Annotated in this window: 12 protein-coding genes; 4 read left to right on the top strand and 8 right to left on the bottom strand. The window is 63.8% G+C overall.

Going from position 1 to position 16,855, the window contains the following annotated elements; translation table 11 throughout:
- Nucleotides 1-27 precede the first annotated feature (27 nt).
- From FHS92_RS06275 to lpdA, 3 genes are read left to right on the top strand one after another with little or no spacing between them, the layout of a single operon-like run.
- Complete coding sequence (locus FHS92_RS06275) at nt 28-2,841, top strand: 2-oxoglutarate dehydrogenase E1 component (protein ID WP_184078472.1); 2,814 nt, start codon at nt 28-30, stop codon at nt 2,839-2,841.
- A gap of 3 nt (nt 2,842-2,844) precedes the next feature.
- On the top strand, nt 2,845-4,101 hold the full coding sequence (odhB, locus tag FHS92_RS06280) for a 2-oxoglutarate dehydrogenase complex dihydrolipoyllysine-residue succinyltransferase (protein ID WP_184078474.1): 1,257 nt from the start codon (nt 2,845-2,847) through the stop codon (nt 4,099-4,101).
- A 32-nt stretch (nt 4,102-4,133) separates the two neighbouring features.
- Nucleotides 4,134-5,534, top strand: coding sequence for a dihydrolipoyl dehydrogenase (gene lpdA, locus FHS92_RS06285; RefSeq protein WP_184078476.1), 1,401 nt, complete (start codon nt 4,134-4,136; stop codon nt 5,532-5,534).
- A gap of 118 nt (nt 5,535-5,652) precedes the next feature.
- On the opposite strand, the gene ftsH is transcribed toward lpdA, so the two are convergent.
- The 8 genes from ftsH to FHS92_RS06325 all read right to left on the bottom strand — a co-directional run bounded on the left by ftsH (nt 5,653) and on the right by FHS92_RS06325 (nt 15,939).
- Entirely contained in the window at nt 5,653-7,602 is a 1,950-nt protein-coding gene (gene ftsH / locus FHS92_RS06290) for an ATP-dependent zinc metalloprotease FtsH (protein ID WP_184078478.1), read from the bottom strand.
- Nucleotides 7,603-7,657: 55 nt separating this feature from the next.
- A complete protein-coding gene (tilS, locus tag FHS92_RS06295; protein ID WP_343056668.1) occupies nt 7,658-8,614 on the bottom strand; it encodes a tRNA lysidine(34) synthetase TilS in 957 nt (318 codons plus the stop codon).
- Nucleotides 8,595-9,533 (bottom strand): tetratricopeptide repeat protein, encoded by a 939-nt coding sequence (locus FHS92_RS06300; protein ID WP_184078480.1) that lies wholly within the window; start codon nt 9,531-9,533, stop codon nt 8,595-8,597. Before FHS92_RS06300 ends, tilS begins: the two co-directional genes overlap by 20 nt.
- A gap of 76 nt (nt 9,534-9,609) precedes the next feature.
- Nucleotides 9,610-10,500, bottom strand: coding sequence for a helix-turn-helix domain-containing protein (locus tag FHS92_RS06305; protein ID WP_184078482.1), 891 nt, complete (start codon nt 10,498-10,500; stop codon nt 9,610-9,612).
- A gap of 139 nt (nt 10,501-10,639) precedes the next feature.
- Nucleotides 10,640-12,913, bottom strand: coding sequence for a phosphoenolpyruvate--protein phosphotransferase (gene ptsP, locus FHS92_RS06310; protein WP_184078484.1), 2,274 nt, complete (start codon nt 12,911-12,913; stop codon nt 10,640-10,642).
- 161 nt (nt 12,914-13,074) lie between these two features.
- On the bottom strand, nt 13,075-13,446 hold the full coding sequence (locus FHS92_RS06315) for a CZB domain-containing protein (RefSeq protein WP_184078486.1): 372 nt from the start codon (nt 13,444-13,446) through the stop codon (nt 13,075-13,077).
- A gap of 211 nt (nt 13,447-13,657) precedes the next feature.
- The gene (locus tag FHS92_RS06320; RefSeq protein ID WP_184078891.1) at nt 13,658-14,650 is read right to left on the bottom strand and encodes an NAD(P)H-dependent flavin oxidoreductase; all 993 of its coding nucleotides are present in this window, start codon (nt 14,648-14,650) and stop codon (nt 13,658-13,660) included.
- A gap of 32 nt (nt 14,651-14,682) precedes the next feature.
- Nucleotides 14,683-15,939 (bottom strand): aspartate kinase, encoded by a 1,257-nt coding sequence (locus FHS92_RS06325; RefSeq protein WP_184078488.1) that lies wholly within the window; start codon nt 15,937-15,939, stop codon nt 14,683-14,685.
- Between the two features lie 91 nt (nt 15,940-16,030).
- Here FHS92_RS06325 and ubiG point away from each other — a divergent pair, with 91 nt between their 5' ends.
- A complete protein-coding gene (gene ubiG, locus FHS92_RS06330; RefSeq protein ID WP_184078490.1) occupies nt 16,031-16,801 on the top strand; it encodes a bifunctional 2-polyprenyl-6-hydroxyphenol methylase/3-demethylubiquinol 3-O-methyltransferase UbiG in 771 nt (256 codons plus the stop codon).
- Nucleotides 16,802-16,855 lie beyond the last annotated feature (54 nt).

Genomic DNA, 16,855 nt, shown 5'->3' on the forward strand with positions numbered 1-16,855 from the left:
CCCTCCCCGGAAGGCAAGGATCGGATCATGGGTTACGAAGGTCAGGAATTCGAAGGCGCGAGTGAGGTCGAGCAAGGCCCAAGCTGGACACGCACCAACTGGCCCCCGATTGACACCGATGATCTGACCGCCGCGCTTGATCCGACCCAAATGGCCGTCGCCGTGAAGGCAGCTGCCAAGTCGGCCGGTCGTGCGCTGGGCGAAGCCGAACTGGCGGAAGCCGCGAGCGACTCCATTCGCGCCATGATGCTCATCCGCACCTATCGGGTGCGCGGGCACCTCGCCGCCAATCTCGATCCGCTGGGCCTTTCCAAGCGCGAATTGCCTGCTGATCTTACGCCCGAATATCATGGCTTTACTGGTGCTGCGCTCGACCGGAAAGTCTATCTCGGCGGTACGCTTGGCCTGCAATATGGCACGGTGCGCGAAGTCGTCGACATTCTGCGCGCCAATTACTGCGGCAATGTCGGCCTGGAATATATGCACATTGCCGATGTGGAGGAGCGCCGCTTCCTGCAGGACCGCATGGAAGGTGCGGACAAGGTCATCGACTTCACGCCCGAGGGCAAGAAGGCGATCCTGTCCAAGGTAATTCACGCCGAGCAATACGAGCGCTTCCTTGGCAAGAAATATGTCGGCACGAAGCGCTTCGGCCTCGACGGCGGCGAATCGATGATCCCCGCGCTCGAAGCCGTCATCAAATATGGCGGCGCCATGGGCGTGCGCGAGATCGTGTATGGCATGGCCCATCGCGGCCGCCTTAACGTGCTGGCCAACGTGATGGCCAAGGGCTTTCAGGTCATCTTCCACGAATTTTCGGGCGGCACGGCAAACCCGGAGGATGTCGGCGGATCGGGCGACGTCAAATATCACCTGGGCACATCGACCGACCGCGAATTCGACGGCGTCAACGTCCATATGTCGCTCGTGCCGAACCCTTCCCACCTCGAAACGGTCGACCCGATCGTGCTCGGCAAGGTGCGCGCTCAGCAGGTGTTCCGGGGCGACCTCGGCAAGCATGAGCAGGTTCTGCCCGTGCTCATCCACGGCGACGCGGCCTTTGCGGGTCAGGGCATTGTGTGGGAATGCTTCGGCTTTTCCGGCATCCGGGGCTACAATACCGGCGGCTGCATCCATTTCGTCGTGAACAATCAAGTGGGCTTTACCACCTCGCCGCAGTTCGCGCGCTCCTCCCCCTACCCCAGCGATGTGGCCAAGGGCGTGATGGCACCGATTCTGCACGTCAACGGCGACGATCCCGAAGCGGTGACCTTCGCGTGCAAGCTTGCGATCGAATATCGCCAGACCTTCCACCGCGACATCGTGATCGACATGTGGTGCTATCGCCGCTTCGGCCACAACGAGGGTGACGAGCCGAGCTTTACCCAGCCGCTGATGTACAAGGAAATCCGCCAGCATCCGCCGGTCAGCGAGGTCTACGCCACAAGGCTGAAGGCGCAGGGCGTCATTGACGACGGCTTCACCGCTGAGGTGACGACCGCTTTCACCGATCATCTGGAAAGCGAATTCCAGGCGGCGGCCAGCTACAAGGCGAATAAGGCCGACTGGTTCGCGGGGCGCTGGTCCGGCCTGCACCAGCCCGCCGACATCGAAACCGCTCGCAAGAATGTCGACACCGCGATCGAGAAGAAACTGCTCGACAGCCTTGGCCGCACGCTGACCACGGTTCCGGAAGGGCACAACGTCCACAAGACGCTGCGCCGTATCCTGGAGGCCAAGGCGGAGATGTTCCGCACTGGCGCCGGCTTCGACTGGGCAACCGGTGAAGCGCTGGCGTTCGGCAGCCTGCTGACCGAAGGCTATGGCGTGCGCCTGTCGGGTCAGGATTCCGGGCGCGGCACGTTCAGCCATCGCCACTCCGTCTGGGTCGATCAGGACACGGAAGCGAAATATATCCCGCTCTCCACCGTGCCGCATGGCCGGTTCGAGGTGCTGGACAGCCCGCTTTCCGAATATGGCGTGCTCGGTTTCGAATATGGCTATGCCATGGCTGACCCCAAGTCGCTCGTCATCTGGGAAGCGCAGTTCGGCGATTTCGCCAACGGTGCGCAGATCGTGATCGATCAGTATATTTCTTCGTCGGAGTCCAAGTGGTTGCGCGCCAATGGCCTCGTTCTCCTCCTGCCTCACGGCTACGAGGGACAGGGACCGGAACATAGCTCGGCGCGTCTGGAACGGTTCCTCCAGCTCTGCGCGGAGGGAAATATTCAGGTCGCCAACTGCACCACTCCGGCGAACTATTTCCACATCCTGCGTCGCCAGATGCTGCGTCCCTTCCGCAAGCCATTGATCATCATGGCGCCCAAGTCCCTGCTGCGCTCCAAGGCGGCCGTCAGCAATGTCGAGGATTTCCTCGGCGACAACCACTTCATGCGCATCCTGTCCGACACCAACCCGGCGCCCGATGCGGACACCACGCGCCTGGTGCTGTGCAGCGGCAAGGTTGCCTATGACCTGATCGAGGCACGCGACTCGGCGGGAGACAAGGGCACGCAGATCGTCCGTATCGAACAGCTCTACCCCTTCCCCACCGAAGCGCTCGCCGTTCGCCTGAAGCGGATGACAAACCTCAAAGAGGTGATCTGGTGCCAGGAAGAGCCGCGCAACAACGGCGCGTGGTTCTTCGTCGAACCTTATATCGAGGAAGCTCTGGAAATGGCGGGCAAGGCGCCAATGCGCGCGCGCTATGCCGGGCGCAAGGCGGCGGCGTCTCCCGCTACCGGCCTCGCCAAGCGCCACCTTGCCGAACAGGGTGCGCTGATCGCCGATGCATTGGGCCACAGTGTCCGTACCGAAATCAAACGCCAGAAGAAGGCTTGAACCATGGCTACCGAAGTCAAAGTACCCGTTCTGGGCGAATCCGTTACCGAAGCAACGGTCGGCGCATGGCTGAAAAAGCCAGGTGAGGCCGTGGCGGCGGATGAGCCCATCGCGTCGCTGGAGACCGACAAGGTTGCGGTCGACGTACCGTCCCCTGTGGCGGGGATCCTGGGCCAGCAATTGGTGGCCGAAGGCGATACGGTGAATGTCGGCGCGGTTATCGCGACAATCGAGGCCGCCGGTGCGGGCGCTGCGCCCAGCGCTCCTGCCGCCGCTGCCCCGACGGCCGCTCCGGCTCCGGCCGCGGCTGCTGCTGCCGCCCCTGCCCCGGCCGTTGCGGCGCCCGCCCCGGCGGATGATGGCGGTTCGGTAACGCTGTCCCCGGCGGTTCGCCGCCTGGTACTGGAGCATGGCCTCGATCCCAGCCGGATCAAGGGCACCGGCAAGGATGGTCGCCTGACCCGCGATGACGTCATGGCGGCAATCGAAAGCGGCACCGCCGCCGCCGCGCCGCAACCTGTCGCCCAGGCCGAAGCGGCCGCTGCACCCGCAGCCTCCGCGCGCGGCGAAGAGCGCGTCAAGATGACCCGCCTTCGCCAGACCGTCGCCAAGCGCCTCAAGAGCGCACAGGACAATGCCGCGCTGCTCACCACGTTCAACGATGTGGACATGAGCGCAGTCATCGAAGCCCGCGCGAAGTACAAGGACCTGTTCGAAAAGAAGCACGGCGTGCGCCTCGGCTTCATGGGCTTCTTCGTGAAGGCCGCATGCATGGCGCTGCGCGACGTTCCCGCAGTCAACGGGCAGATTGAGGGCGATGAAATCATCTACCACGACTATGTCGATGTCTCGGTCGCCGTCAGCGCACCCAACGGCCTCGTCGTGCCGGTCATCCGTAACGCGGAGCAGATGAGCGTCGCGGAAATCGAAAAGAGCATCGGCGACTTCGGCAAGAAGGCCAAGGACGGCACGCTCACGATGGAAGACATGAAGGGCGGCACCTTCACCATCTCCAACGGCGGCGTGTTCGGATCGCTGATGTCGACGCCGATCGTTAATCCGCCGCAGTCGGGCGTGCTCGGCTTGCACCGCATTGAGGACCGCCCGGTCGTACGCGATGGGCAAATCGTCATCCGGCCGATGATGTACCTTGCCCTCACCTATGACCATCGCCTAATCGATGGCCGGGAGGCCGTCACGTTCCTTGTCGGCATCAAGAACGCAATCGAAGATCCCACGCGACTGCTGATCGACCTGTAAGTTCGAAATTGCGCTAGGGAATGGAGTGAACAATGGCTGAGTTCGACTATGACGTGCTGGTGATCGGCGCGGGTCCTGGCGGATATGTCGCGGCCATTCGTGCCGCCCAGCTGGGTCTGAAGACCGCTTGCGCGGAAAGCCGGGAGACGCTGGGCGGAACGTGCCTCAACGTCGGATGCATCCCGTCCAAGGCATTGCTTCACGCGTCCGAACTGTTCGAAGAAGCAGCGTCCGGTTCGCTCGCCAAATTCGGGGTGAAGATCTCCGGAGCCGAACTGGACCTCCCGGCCATGCTGGGTGAAAAGGACAAGGCCGTGAAGGGCCTGACCGGCGGCATCGAATTCCTGTTCAAGAAGAACAAGGTCGACTGGCTTAAGGGCCGCGCGACCTTCACCGGACCGCACGCCGTGACCGTTGCGGGCAAGGCCGTCACCGCCAAGAATATCGTCATCGCCACTGGATCCAGCGTAACCCCTCTGCCGGGCGTGGCCATCGACAATGACGGCGGCGTGGTGGTCGATTCGACCGGCGGACTCTCGCTTGCCAAGGTGCCCGAGCATATGGTCGTCATCGGCGGCGGCGTAATCGGGCTGGAGCTGGGTTCTGTCTGGCGTCGCCTTGGCGCGAAGGTCACGGTCGTCGAATATCTCGATCAGATCCTGCCCGGCATGGACGGCGACGTGCGGAAAGAAGCGGCCAAGATTTTCAAGAAGCAGGGCTTTGCCATCAAGACCGGCACGAAAGTGACCGGCGTTACCGTCAATGGCAAGAGTGCGACCGTCACGGTCGAACCTGCTGCGGGCGGTGCCAGCGAAGCGATCGATGCGGATGTCGTGCTGGTCGCCATAGGCCGTCGTGCCAACACCGAAGGTCTGGGTCTGGACGCCATAGGCCTTGCCCTCAATGCGCGCGGCCAGATCGAGACCGATCACGAGTTCGCGACGACCGTACCGGGCGTATGGGCGATCGGGGACGTGATTCCGGGGCCCATGCTCGCCCACAAGGCGGAGGATGAAGGCGTCGCGGTCGCGGAAAACATCGCGGGCCTGACCGGCATCGTCAATCATGATGTCATCCCCGCCGTCGTCTATACCCACCCCGAAATCGCCAGCGTCGGTCTGACCGAGGAGCAGGCGAAAGAGCGCGGCGCCATCAAGATCGGCAAGTTCCCGATGATGGCGAACAGCCGCGCCAAGGCGAACGACGATACGGACGGCTTCGTCAAGATTATCGCCGATGCGGACAGCGACCGGGTGCTGGGGGTTCACATCATTGCCACGCCCGCCGGTACGATGATCGCGCAGGCGGCCCAAGCGATGGAGTTCGGGGCGTCCTCGGAAGACATCGCCTACACCTGCCACGCGCACCCGACGCACAACGAGGCCGTCAAGGAAGCGGCGATGGCGGTGCGGGGCCAACCCATCCATATCTAAAGCGTAGCAGAAAAAGTGGCGTGACGGTTTCCGTTTGCGCTTGAACCAAGCAGAAAAAGAGCGGAGAGGCCCGGCCTGCTCCGCTCTTTTTCACTTCAACCCGTGCGGGTGAAAGCTCTCACGCCCCCTGTGGGGCGGCGTCGCCGAACGGCCCCTTGCGCCGACCCGAGCGCGGAATGGACGTGCCCACCGCCGGAATGGAGCTTGGCTTGATCTTGGTGCCGTCTTCGCGCGTGATCTCGCCCTTGTCGAGCAGGGTCTTGATCTCGTCCCCGCTCAACGTCTCGTATTCGAGGAGCGCGTTGGCCAGAAGATGAAGCTGCGTTTCGTGCTTCTTCAGAAGATCGGTCGCCCGCCCATAGCCCGTCTCGACAATGCTGCGGATTTCCTGATCAATCGCCTTGGCCGTCTCGTTTGACATATGCACGCGCTGCGACTGGGAATAGCCGAGGAAGGTCTCGCCCTGCTGCTCCTCATATTGGAGCGGACCGAGCTTGTCCGACATGCCCCATTGCGTCACCATGTCGCGCGCCAGACGGGTGGCGTACTGGATGTCGCTCGAAGCACCGGACGACACCTTGTCATGGCCGAAGATCAGTTCTTCCGCGACGCGTCCGCCCATGGAAACCGCGAGGTTCGCGTACATCTTGTCCCGGTGATAGCTGTAGCTGTCCCGCTCCGGCAGACGCATGACCATGCCCAGAGCGCGACCGCGCGGAATAATCGTCGCCTTGTGGATCGGGTCGGACGCGGGCTCGTGCACCGCAACGATGGCGTGACCGGCTTCATGATAAGCGGTCATCTTCTTCTCATCCTCGGTCATGACCATGGAGCGGCGTTCCGCACCCATCATGACCTTGTCCTTGGCGGCTTCAAATTCCGACATCGCGACCAGACGCTTGCCCCGGCGCGCGGCCATCAACGCCGCCTCGTTAACGAGGTTGGCGAGATCCGCGCCCGAGAAGCCCGGCGTCCCGCGCGCGATAGTGCGCCCGTCGACATCCGGCGCCAGCGGCACCTTCTTCATGTGCACTTCGAGAATCTTTACGCGTCCGTCGATGTCGGGACGCGGTACCACGACCTGCCGGTCGAACCGGCCGGGACGCAGCAGTGCGGGATCAAGCACATCAGGGCGGTTCGTCGCCGCGATGATGATGATGCCCTCATTCGCCTCGAACCCGTCCATTTCGACGAGAAGCTGGTTTAGCGTCTGCTCGCGCTCGTCATTGCCGTTGCCGAGGCCCGCGCCGCGATGGCGGCCAACCGCGTCGATTTCGTCGATGAAGACGATGCACGGCGCGTTCTTCTTCGCCTGCTCGAACATGTCGCGCACGCGGCTTGCACCGACGCCCACGAACATTTCCACGAAGTCGGAACCCGATATGGTGAAGAACGGTACGCCGGCCTCACCCGCGATCGCGCGGGCGAGCAGTGTCTTGCCGGTACCCGGCGAGCCGACCAGCAGTGCGCCCTTGGGGATCTTGCCGCCCAGCCGAGCGAACTTGCCGGGATCCTTCAGGAACTCGACGATTTCCTGCAATTCCTCGCGCGCTTCATCGATACCGGCAACGTCGTCAAACGTCACGCGGCCCGACTTCTCGGTCAGCAGCTTGGCTTTCGATTTGCCGAAACCCATGGCGCCGCTTGCACCGCCACCCTTCTGCATCTGGCGCAGAACGAAGAACGCGATGCCCAGGATCAGCAGGAACGGCAGCGACTGGTAGATAAGGATCATCCACACGCTCGGCTGTTCTTCTGCCTGGCCGCTATACTTGACGCCATAATCGTCGAGCAACGTTGTCAGGCCCGGATCATTGACCGGCACCGTCGAGAATTTCTGGTTGTTGGCCAGCACGCCCGTGATGCGGTCCGGCGCGACGGCGACTTCCTTGACCTGATTGTCCTGCACCTTGGCGCGGAAATCGGAATAGGCAATGCCGGTACCCACCGTACCTGCCGAACGGCCTTCGAACATGGTCACGACCATAAGCAGGGCAACAAGCACCCCAGCCCAGATCAGCGCGCTCTTGATCCAGGGATTGCCCTGCGGTTCCTTGTCGTCGTTCATGCTGTCCTCGATTGCTCCGGCACCAAGATAGGCATTACGGAGAAAAGTACAATATTCAGCGGCTTTTCCGTGCCGGAGCGCGGCGCAAACGCCACACCTCGCCACCCGACAGCAGCCAGTCACTCATGCTGACCTGTCTACCACGGGAAATCTGAACAATCGCTTTATCCAGCGCATCCCCGCGCGGCGGTTCGTCATTACCCATAAGAGCAAGCATATGGAGGACAAGTCGCCGCCGGATTTCATGGGGGAAATCAGTTTTAAGCAGGCTCACCGTTCCCTCGACATCCGCCCGGACATGGTCTTGCGCCAGCGTTGCAACCATCCAATCCAACGCAGCTTCAGCATCGGCGAGCGCGGCGGCGCTGCGCGCGACGCTCACCGGATCGATCCAGTCCGCCTGTGCCAGATGGGCCCGCATCGCGGCTCGGTCGAACCGCAGGTCGCTGTTGCTCGGGTCCAGCGCATAGGGAATGCGCCGCGCCTCTACGACAGCCACAAGCTCGCTCCGCCGCCAGCCCAGCAACGGTCGCAGTACCTGTCCGTTGCGCGCCCGCACCCCCGCCAGCCCCGCCACGCCGGATCCCCGGTTGAGGCGCATCATCACGGTCTCGCACTGGTCATCCGCGTGATGGGCGGTCATCAGCCAGTCGACCTGTTGCTCCCCCCGCCACGCCTCCAGGAGCGCATAGCGCACCGCGCGCGCCGCCGCCTGAACGCTCCCGGTAATCGGCGCCTCGGGTCGCAAAATGCTGTGCGGAATCCCATGGTCGGCGCACCAGTGCGCTACCATCTTCGCTTCATCGGCAGACGAAGCGCGCAGCCCATGATCCACCGTCGCGGCGCGCACCCGCTTCGGCCAGGCCGCCACTGCAAGGGCCAGCAATGCCATGCTGTCCGGACCCCCCGACACCGCCACGCCAAGACACGCTGTGTCGACCTCCGGCCCGATCAATCGGCGCAGATCATCCTGAAATCGCTGCTCCGGCGGCTCAGGCGCCGCATTTGGCACGCGTGCGGCCCTTCTCCATCATGCCACGCAAACTGGCGGAGAGGGTGGTGCCATAGGCCTGTTCCAGCTCCGTATAGACCTTGCACGCGTCGGCCGGTTTCTTGAGCTGGATCAGCGCCTCACCCAGCCAGGCGAGGCTGTCGGCGGCGCGTTCGCCACGCGGGCGTTTTTGGTAATTTTCGTAAAAGGCAACCGACGCGAGCGCAGGCTTGCCATCGTCCAGATAGGCACGACCCAGCAGGTTCTGCGCCTTGCTCGCGACATTGGACGTGCCATATTTATCCAGCGTATATTTGAGCTGCGCCTGCGCTTCAGGGTAGAACTTGGCGGCCCACAGCCGATAACCATACACATACGCATCCTCCGGCCCGACGCCCGTGTCCGGCACCTCGATCGCCCCGACCGCCTCCTTGCGCGCTTCGATCGCCGGGGTGGTAGCCGCTGGCTTAACGGTCGGCTTCGCGGCGGGCGGCGTCGATGCGGCGGGCTTCGGCGCGGGCTTGGGTGTCACGGTCGGCGCGGCGACGGCAACAGGTGCCGCGGGCGCCGGTGCTGCAGCGGCGAATTTCCCGTCCACCTCAGCCTTGTAGCGGGCAAAACTGTCTTCCAGCTGCTTGATCTTGAAGTTATTCTGCTCGATCTGGCCGGTCATGGTCGCGAGTTGCGCTTCCAGCGTGTCCACCCGTGCGATCAGGTCCGACACCGGTGTCGAGGAGGGGGTCGTTGTGGTGACTGGCGGAGCGGCGGTGATCGCCGGTTCAACGGGAGTACCACCGGGAAACACCTTGCGCTGGACCGCCTTCATTTCCTTTTCCAAGCGATCGACGCGCGTTTCGACCGGCACCGTCTGGGCGATCGCGGGCACGGTCCCCGCCGCCATACTGATGACCGCTACACTTATTCTGAACGCCTGACGCATGTTGCTGCCCTTGTAAAATGTCGGTCAACCATAATCCGGCTGGCGCAAAGGTAAAGAGAGCGGCCGGATTTCTCCGTCAGGGATTGGGCGCGATAGCCGCATTCGCAGCGGGGGCCGGGGCAGCAGAGATGGGTGTCGACACGGGACGCGCAGGTGCGGGTGAAACGGCCGGCGGCGGCACGGCGGCGGGAGCAGGTGCGGGCCGCGCGAGCAACGCCGCCGCGCTGATCGGGACATCGGAAATCGTCTTCTGTGGCGATCCCAGCGGCGCAACCGGCCTGCCGCCGACCGTGACCGCCAGCGCATCGGGACGACCCGTCAGGATCATCGGATTGTTGGCATCGGATGGCACGGTAAACGTTTCGCCCTTCGTCATCTGCCTTTCCAGCAGCCGCGTGCCCGTCTGATCGTAAATGCGCAGCCACACGTCATTGATAGCAGTCAGGACGACCGGACCGGCAGCAGGCGCAGGGGTCGTTGCCGGGTTCCGGCGGGGCGTTGCGGCAGGAGATGCAGCCTCGGTCCGGCCCGAAATCTCGGCATCGGTCGGCGCGGCGAAAAACTGCGCGCGCCACACGCCATAACCCACCGCCAGCAGCACAGCGATAATCGCGGCGGTCCACGCCAGCGCACGCGGTGGGACGCGGGCGGGATCGACGGGTTCGAACGCCTCATAGCGGTCTCCCTGCAAACCCGATCCCAGTTCCTCGCGCACGCTTCGGGCGATCTCCACATCGTCCACCCCGACCGCACGGGCATAAGCGCGCGCAAAGCCAACGGCGTAGGGGGTACCGGGAAGAGCGGAAAACTCGTTGCGTTCGATCGCTTGCAACTGCCGCGTCGGCACACGGGTAGCCTCAGCAACCGCCTCCAGCGTCAAGCCCAAACCTTCCCGCGCCGTGCGCAGCACATGGCCGGGGCGCTCGACCGACGAAGGAGCCGGATCGTCAGAAAGGTGAGTATCCAAATCTATGCCCCTGTCCCGGGGCCGCCGTTGCGACCTTGCGCGATGTTCCACATGCGGGCGGGGCGTGTCAATCTGTGCTTGTCGTCGCACGGAAACGCTTCGGCGCGGTTCGTTACCCGGCGACGCGGGGCGAAGGCGATCAGCTCACTTCGATGGCGTGGTCTTTCGCCCATTGGGTCATCGCGTCGCGCACATTGACCGTGCCGTCCTTCAACAACCCGGTCATGAAGACCTGCAACTCCTCGACATTCAGGGAGCGGATCATCGCCTTCACCGGCCCGACCGACGCGGGCGTGATCGACAGTCGGCGCAATCCTAGCCCAAGCAGCGCCATGGCTTCCAGAGTGCGCCCACCCATTTCGCCGCACACGCCAACGGGCACGTCATGGGCGTTGCACTCCCGAACCACGCGCGCAATGAAGCGCAAGATGGCGATGCTGAGCCAGTCATAGCGTTCGGCGAGCTTGGGGTGCGCCCGGTCCGCCGCGAACAGAAACTGCGTCAGATCGTTGGTGCCGATCGACAGGAAATCGAGCTTAGGTAGCAGGATGTCGAGCACTTCGGCCAGCGCGGGCACTTCGAGCATCGCTCCATAGCGGATCGCATTGGGCAGCTTCTTGCGCTGGTCGGCCAGCCACTCTCGCTGCTTCTCGAACAATGCCTGCGCCTCGTCAAACTCCCAGGGTTCGGAGATCAGCGGGAACATGACATACAGCGTCCGCCCCGCGGCCGCCTCCAGCAGCGCACGCGCCTGCGCCTTCATCAAGCCGCCGCGCTCCAGCGACAGGCGCAAGGCGCGCCAGCCCATTGCCGGGTTTTCTTCGGTATTGTCTTCGTCCTGCCGCATGTAGGGCAAGGCCTTGTCGCCGCCGATGTCGACCGTGCGGAAAATGACCGGCCGGTCCCCCGCCGTATCAAGGACATCCTTGTAGAGGCGCTGCTGCCGCTCGCGCTGCGGCATGGTGGCAGAGACAAGGAACTGGAACTCGGTACGAAACAGGCCAATACCGTCCGCGCCAGTCACATCGAGCGCCGCGACATCATCGCGCAAACCCGCATTGACCATCAGCTCGACCCGCGCGCCGTCCTTTGTCTCGCTCGGCAGGTCGCGCATCGCGGCGAATTCCGCGCGGCGCTTCTGCGTCAGGTGCAGCTTGCTGTCGAACGCCTCTTCCATGTCGGCCGACGGCCGGATGAACAGGCGATTCTCGTTCACATCAACGAGCACCAGGTCGCCTTCGCTCACGATATGCCGGATGTCGCGCACGCGCCCCAGCACCGGGACGCCCATGGCGCGCGCGACGATCGTGACGTGCGCCGTCAACGATCCTTCCTCCAGGATCACGCCCTTCAGGCGCCGCCGGTCATATTCCAGCAGCTCGGCCGGACCCAGATTGCGCGCGATCAGGATCGAATCCTGCCGTAACCCCAATTGCGCCGCCGTCCCCAATTGGCCGGACACAATGCGCAGCAAGCGGTTCGCCAGATCCTCCAGATCATGCATCCGGTCGGCCAGCAGCGGGTCGTCGATCTGACGCATCCGCATGCGCGTGCGCTGCTGCACGCGCTCGATCGCCGCCTCGGCGGTCAGGCCGCTGTCGATCGCCTCATTGATCCGGCGTGACCAGCCCTCGTCATAGGCAAACATTTTGTAGGTCTCGATGACCTCCTGATGCTCGCCGTCGACGCCGAATTCAGCCGTGCCGGTCATCCGGTCGATCTGCTCGCGCATCTTGGCGAATGCGGAATAGACACGCTGGCGCTCCGCCTCGACATCCTCCGCGACGGTATGTTCGATGGTGATGCGCGGCTGGTGGAACACTGCGTGTCCCTTGGCCATTCCCATGACGAGTTGCAGGCCGGTCGTAATCTGCGTGCCTGTGCCGGTGACACGCACATCACCCGGTCGCTCGTCGACCAGCTCCGCATTCGCGATCAGTTCGGACAGCACCATGGCCACGGTCTGCAACGCCTCAATCTCGACTTCATCGTAGCGGCGCGGATCGACATGCTGGACGCACAGCACGCCCACCGCCTGTTCCCGCCGCACGATCGGCACCCCGGCAAAGCTGTGAAACAATTCCTCGCCGGTTTCCGGGCGATAGGCGAAGTCAGGATGCGCCGCAGCCTCGTCGAGATTAAGCGTTTCAACATTGCGGGCGATGGTGCCCACGAGCCCCTCGCCCTCGGCCAGCTTGGTGACGTGGACCGCTTCCTGCTTCAGTCCGCGCGTCGCGAACAGCTCCAGCACGCCTTCGCGCAGCAGGTAGATCGAGCAGACCTCGCTAGAGAGCGCCTGGCCGATGATGTCCACCACCTTGTTCAGCTTCGCCTGTGCGCTGGTGCGCGCCGCCATCACCTCGTGCAAGCGGATGAGGATCTGACGGGCGGCGGCGGCGGGTGAACTGGGCATGACCCTCGCTAACAGAAAGCGGGGGACGAATCCAAGCGGGATATATCCGGAGTGGAGGCGGCAACGGAGCTATGGCGGGCTGCCATTCCTGCGAAAGCGGGAGTCCGGATCCAGCGCAGCACCGGGCATTCGGGATCCTGGCTAAGCAGGGATGACAGAGATCAGGAGAGCTCGCCCTTCCACTTGCTCAGCGCACGGACGAGCTTCTCGGACCGCTGCGTGAATTCTCCGGCGAACAGGGCATCGGCCTGCTCCTTGCGTGAGCGGATCGCCAGATCCAGAACGCTGGCCGCTGTCTCGTGGAATTCCCGGTGCAGCCGCCGCACGACCTGATAGGGCATACCGGCCTTGGTCTCGGCGTCGATCGTTGGACCATGGATCCAGCGTCCGAACGGGCAGCGGTCGTCGCACTTCACCTTTTCGGGAAGGACGTCGCTTTCCCCGCGCGTGATCGCGACACGCAACTTCAGCTTCCACGCGCCATGCGCGCCGATCGCGCCCACGATTTCCTTGACCATTGCCTCGTTCGACATGCTCTTCGCCTCTCCATATGTGAGCGGCGCTATAGCGGAACGCGGTTGAGGAGCAGTTAAGGTGAATCGAAGGCCGATCTTTTTGCCACACCCGTTCGTGCTGAGTAGTCCTTGAGCGAAGTCGAATGGCGTATCGAAGCACCCTTCGATACGGGACTTCGATAAACTCAGTCCCTACTCAGGGCGAACGGACTAGAGTCGTCTGACCGAATCAAGCGAGCTCGCGGCGACTAGCCAGCGCCCCGGCGGCTTCGCGCACCAGCGTCGCGATGATGTCGGCGACCGGTTCCTCGCTCGTGACCATGCCCACGGACTGTCCGGCCATCAGCGAGCCATTCTCCACATCGCCGTCGATCACCGCGCGGCGCAGGGCGCCCGCCCAGTAATGCTCGATCTCGAGCTGTGCCTGCCCCATATCGACCTTGCCCTCGTCCAGCATCTGGGCCACTTCACGCTGCTTGGCGGTAAACGCCTCGGTCCCGGCGTTCTTGAGCGCGCGCACGGGGATGACCGGCAGGCGCGGATCGATCTGCACGCTGGCAATGGCATCACGGGCATTGGCGCGCAGAAACGCCTTCTTGAACGCGGGATGGGCAATGCTCTCGGTCGCGCAGACAAAACGGGTGCCGAGTTGCACACCCGCCGCGCCCATTTCCAGATAGGCCGCAATCGTCTCACCCCTCCCGATGCCGCCCGCCACGAAAATCGGCAATTCGCTGGCCAGCTCGGGCAGGATCTCCTGAGCCAATACGGACGTCGCGACCGGGCCGATATGGCCGCCCGCTTCCATACCCTCGATCACCAGCGCATTGACGCCGGAACGGTGCAGCTTCTTCGCCAGACTGAGCGCCGGTGCAAAGCAGATGACCTTCGCGCCCGCGTCCTTGATCGCCTCGATGCTGCCCTTGGGCGGCAGGCCTCCAGCCAGCACGATGTGCGTCACCGCATGCTTGGCGCACACCGCGATCAGGTCGAACAGCTGCGGATGCATGGTGATAAGGTTGACGCCGAACGGCCTAGTCGTCAGCGCCTTCGTGCCCGCAATCTCCGCGTCCAGCAGTTCCGGCGTCATCGCGCCGCACGCAATGAGGCCAAAGCCGCCCGCATTGCTCACCGCCGACACCAGGTTGCGCTCGCTCACCCAGCTCATCGCGCCGCACAGGATCGCGACCTCGCTGCCGAGCAGCGCACTGCCCCGCGCCATCAGCGCGTCGAGGCGCTGCCGTCCCGCGTCGGTCAAGCCGCGACGTCCGCGTCGAGGCCATAGGCCGTGTGGAGGACGCGTACGGCAAGCTCGGTCTCGTCTTCGTCGATCAGCACAGAGACCTTGATCTCGCTGGTCGAAATCGCCTCGATATTGATGCCACGATCGGCCAGCGCCTTGAACATCATCGCAGCGACGCCCGCATGGCTGCGCATGCCGACGCCCACGACGCTGACCTTGGACACTTCCGCATCGGTGATAAGGCGGTTGAAGCCGATCTCGCCCTTGCGTCCCTCCAAGATGTCGACGCTGCGCGCCAGGTCCGCGCGCGGAACGGTGAACGTCACATCGGTCTCGGCGTTGTCCTTGCTGTCGTTCTGGATGATCATGTCGACATTGATGCTGGCTTCGGCGAGCGGACTGAAGATGCTTGCCACCGCGCCCGGCTTATCGGGCACGCGGGTGACGATGACCTTCGCTTCGTTCTTGTCGACGGCGATGCCGGTGATGAGCTGACGTTCCATGCTGCTGTCCTCTATTTCCTCTTCGCCGACGATCAACGTGCCGGGCAATTCATCCTGGGTCGGGTCATCGAAGGAGGAGAGCACCTGCACGCGCACCTTCTCCTTCATGGCCAGCGCGACCGAGCGGGTCTGGAGCACCTTGGACCCGACCGAAGCCAGTTCCAGCATCTCCTCATACGTCACCATGTCGAGCTTGCGCGCACGGGCGACGATACGCGGGTCGGTGGTGTAGACGCCGTCGACGTCGGTGTAGATATCACAGCGATCCGCCTTCACGGCCGCCGCCACGGCGACCGCCGAGGTATCGGAGCCGCCCCGGCCCAGCGTCGAGACGCGACCGTCGTCCATCATGCCCTGAAAACCGGGGATGACGGCAACCTGACCGGACTGCATCGCGGCGACCAGTGCGCCGGTATCGATGCTCTCGACCCGCGCCTTGGCGTGCGTTTCGACGGTGCGGATCGGCATCTGCCAGCCAAGCCAGCTGCGCGCGTTCACGCCCATCGCCTTCAATGTCATGGCGAGCAGCCCGCTCGTCACCTGTTCGCCCGATGCGACGACGACATCATATTCCGCCGGATCGTACAGCGGGCTGGCTTCCTTGCAGAAGCCGACCAGCCGATCCGTTTCGCCCGCCATGGCGGACACGACGACGGCAACCTCATTCCCCTGATCGACCACATGTTTGACGCGTGCGGCAACGTTGCGAATGCGCTCCATCCCCGCCATGGAGGTTCCGCCGAACTTCATTACGATGCGCGCCATATTTGCTGCCAGACCCAAGTGTCGATAAGAGTGGAATGCCGGACGGCCGCCCGGCACGAAAACCGCGCCCCTATAGTAAGCAAGGACCGTCATGGCAAGCAACGCCGCCCCCCAAAGCACCGGCACGATCGATCCGGCGGAAGCCGCGCACTTCGGCACGCTTGCCGCCGACTGGTGGAATCCGGCCGGCTCGAGCGCGATGCTGCACAAGCTGAACCCCGTGCGCCTTGCCTATATCCGCCGCGCGGTGGACGCGCACTGGCACGGCGACACGCGCGCGCTGCGGCCGCTCGACGGGCGGCGGGCTCTGGATGTGGGCTGCGGTGCGGGGCTGCTGTGCGAACCGCTGGCCCGACTGGGCGCAGCGGTGACCGGTATCGACGCCGCGCACGAGAATATCGCTGTCGCCACCGCGCACGCGGAGGGACAGGGCCTCGTGATCGACTATCGCGCGACGGGTATCGAATCGTTGATGGAAAGTGGCGAGCTGGCGGGCACGTTCGATCTTGTTACCTCCATGGAGGTGATTGAGCATGTCACCGACCCCGCGCAGTTCATCCGGGGCCTGGCGGATGCGCTCGCGCCCGGCGGCCTGATGATCCTCTCCACCCCCAACCGCACGGTTGCATCGAAAATCGCGATGATCACGCTGGCGGAAGGGCTTGGGCGTATTCCCAAAGGCACGCATGACTGGAACAAGTTTCTGAACCCCGACGAGCTTGAAGCCTTGCTGGATGATGCGGGATTGCAGATCACCGACCGCACGGGCATCGGCTTCGACCCGCGCTTCGGTCTTGTCCTCAGCGCGAACGAGGCGATCAACTATATCGTGACGGTGGTGCGGAGTGCGCCTAGCGCATGATTATGCGGAGTTTAGTGTCCGGGGTGTCGGTTGTCCGCCGCATTTCTTATTTCT

This window comes from Sphingobium subterraneum (assembly GCF_014199435.1).
GTDB lineage: Bacteria > Pseudomonadota > Alphaproteobacteria > Sphingomonadales > Sphingomonadaceae > Sphingobium > Sphingobium subterraneum.

Coding starts and splice junctions, on each gene's coding strand:
- ptsP (WP_184078484.1), bottom strand. CDS start 12,913: ATGCCCAGTTCACCCGCCGCCGCCGCCCGTCAGATCCTCATCCGCTTG.
- FHS92_RS06300 (WP_184078480.1), bottom strand. CDS start 9,533: ATGCGTCAGGCGTTCAGAATAAGTGTAGCGGTCATCAGTATGGCGGCG.
- FHS92_RS06325 (WP_184078488.1), bottom strand. CDS start 15,939: ATGGCGCGCATCGTAATGAAGTTCGGCGGAACCTCCATGGCGGGGATG.
- FHS92_RS06315 (WP_184078486.1), bottom strand. CDS start 13,446: ATGTCGAACGAGGCAATGGTCAAGGAAATCGTGGGCGCGATCGGCGCG.
- FHS92_RS06275 (WP_184078472.1), top strand. CDS start 28: ATGGGTTACGAAGGTCAGGAATTCGAAGGCGCGAGTGAGGTCGAGCAA.
- odhB (WP_184078474.1), top strand. CDS start 2,845: ATGGCTACCGAAGTCAAAGTACCCGTTCTGGGCGAATCCGTTACCGAA.
- ftsH (WP_184078478.1), bottom strand. CDS start 7,602: ATGAACGACGACAAGGAACCGCAGGGCAATCCCTGGATCAAGAGCGCG.
- lpdA (WP_184078476.1), top strand. CDS start 4,134: ATGGCTGAGTTCGACTATGACGTGCTGGTGATCGGCGCGGGTCCTGGC.
- ubiG (WP_184078490.1), top strand. CDS start 16,031: ATGGCAAGCAACGCCGCCCCCCAAAGCACCGGCACGATCGATCCGGCG.
- FHS92_RS06320 (WP_184078891.1), bottom strand. CDS start 14,650: ATGGCGCGGGGCAGTGCGCTGCTCGGCAGCGAGGTCGCGATCCTGTGC.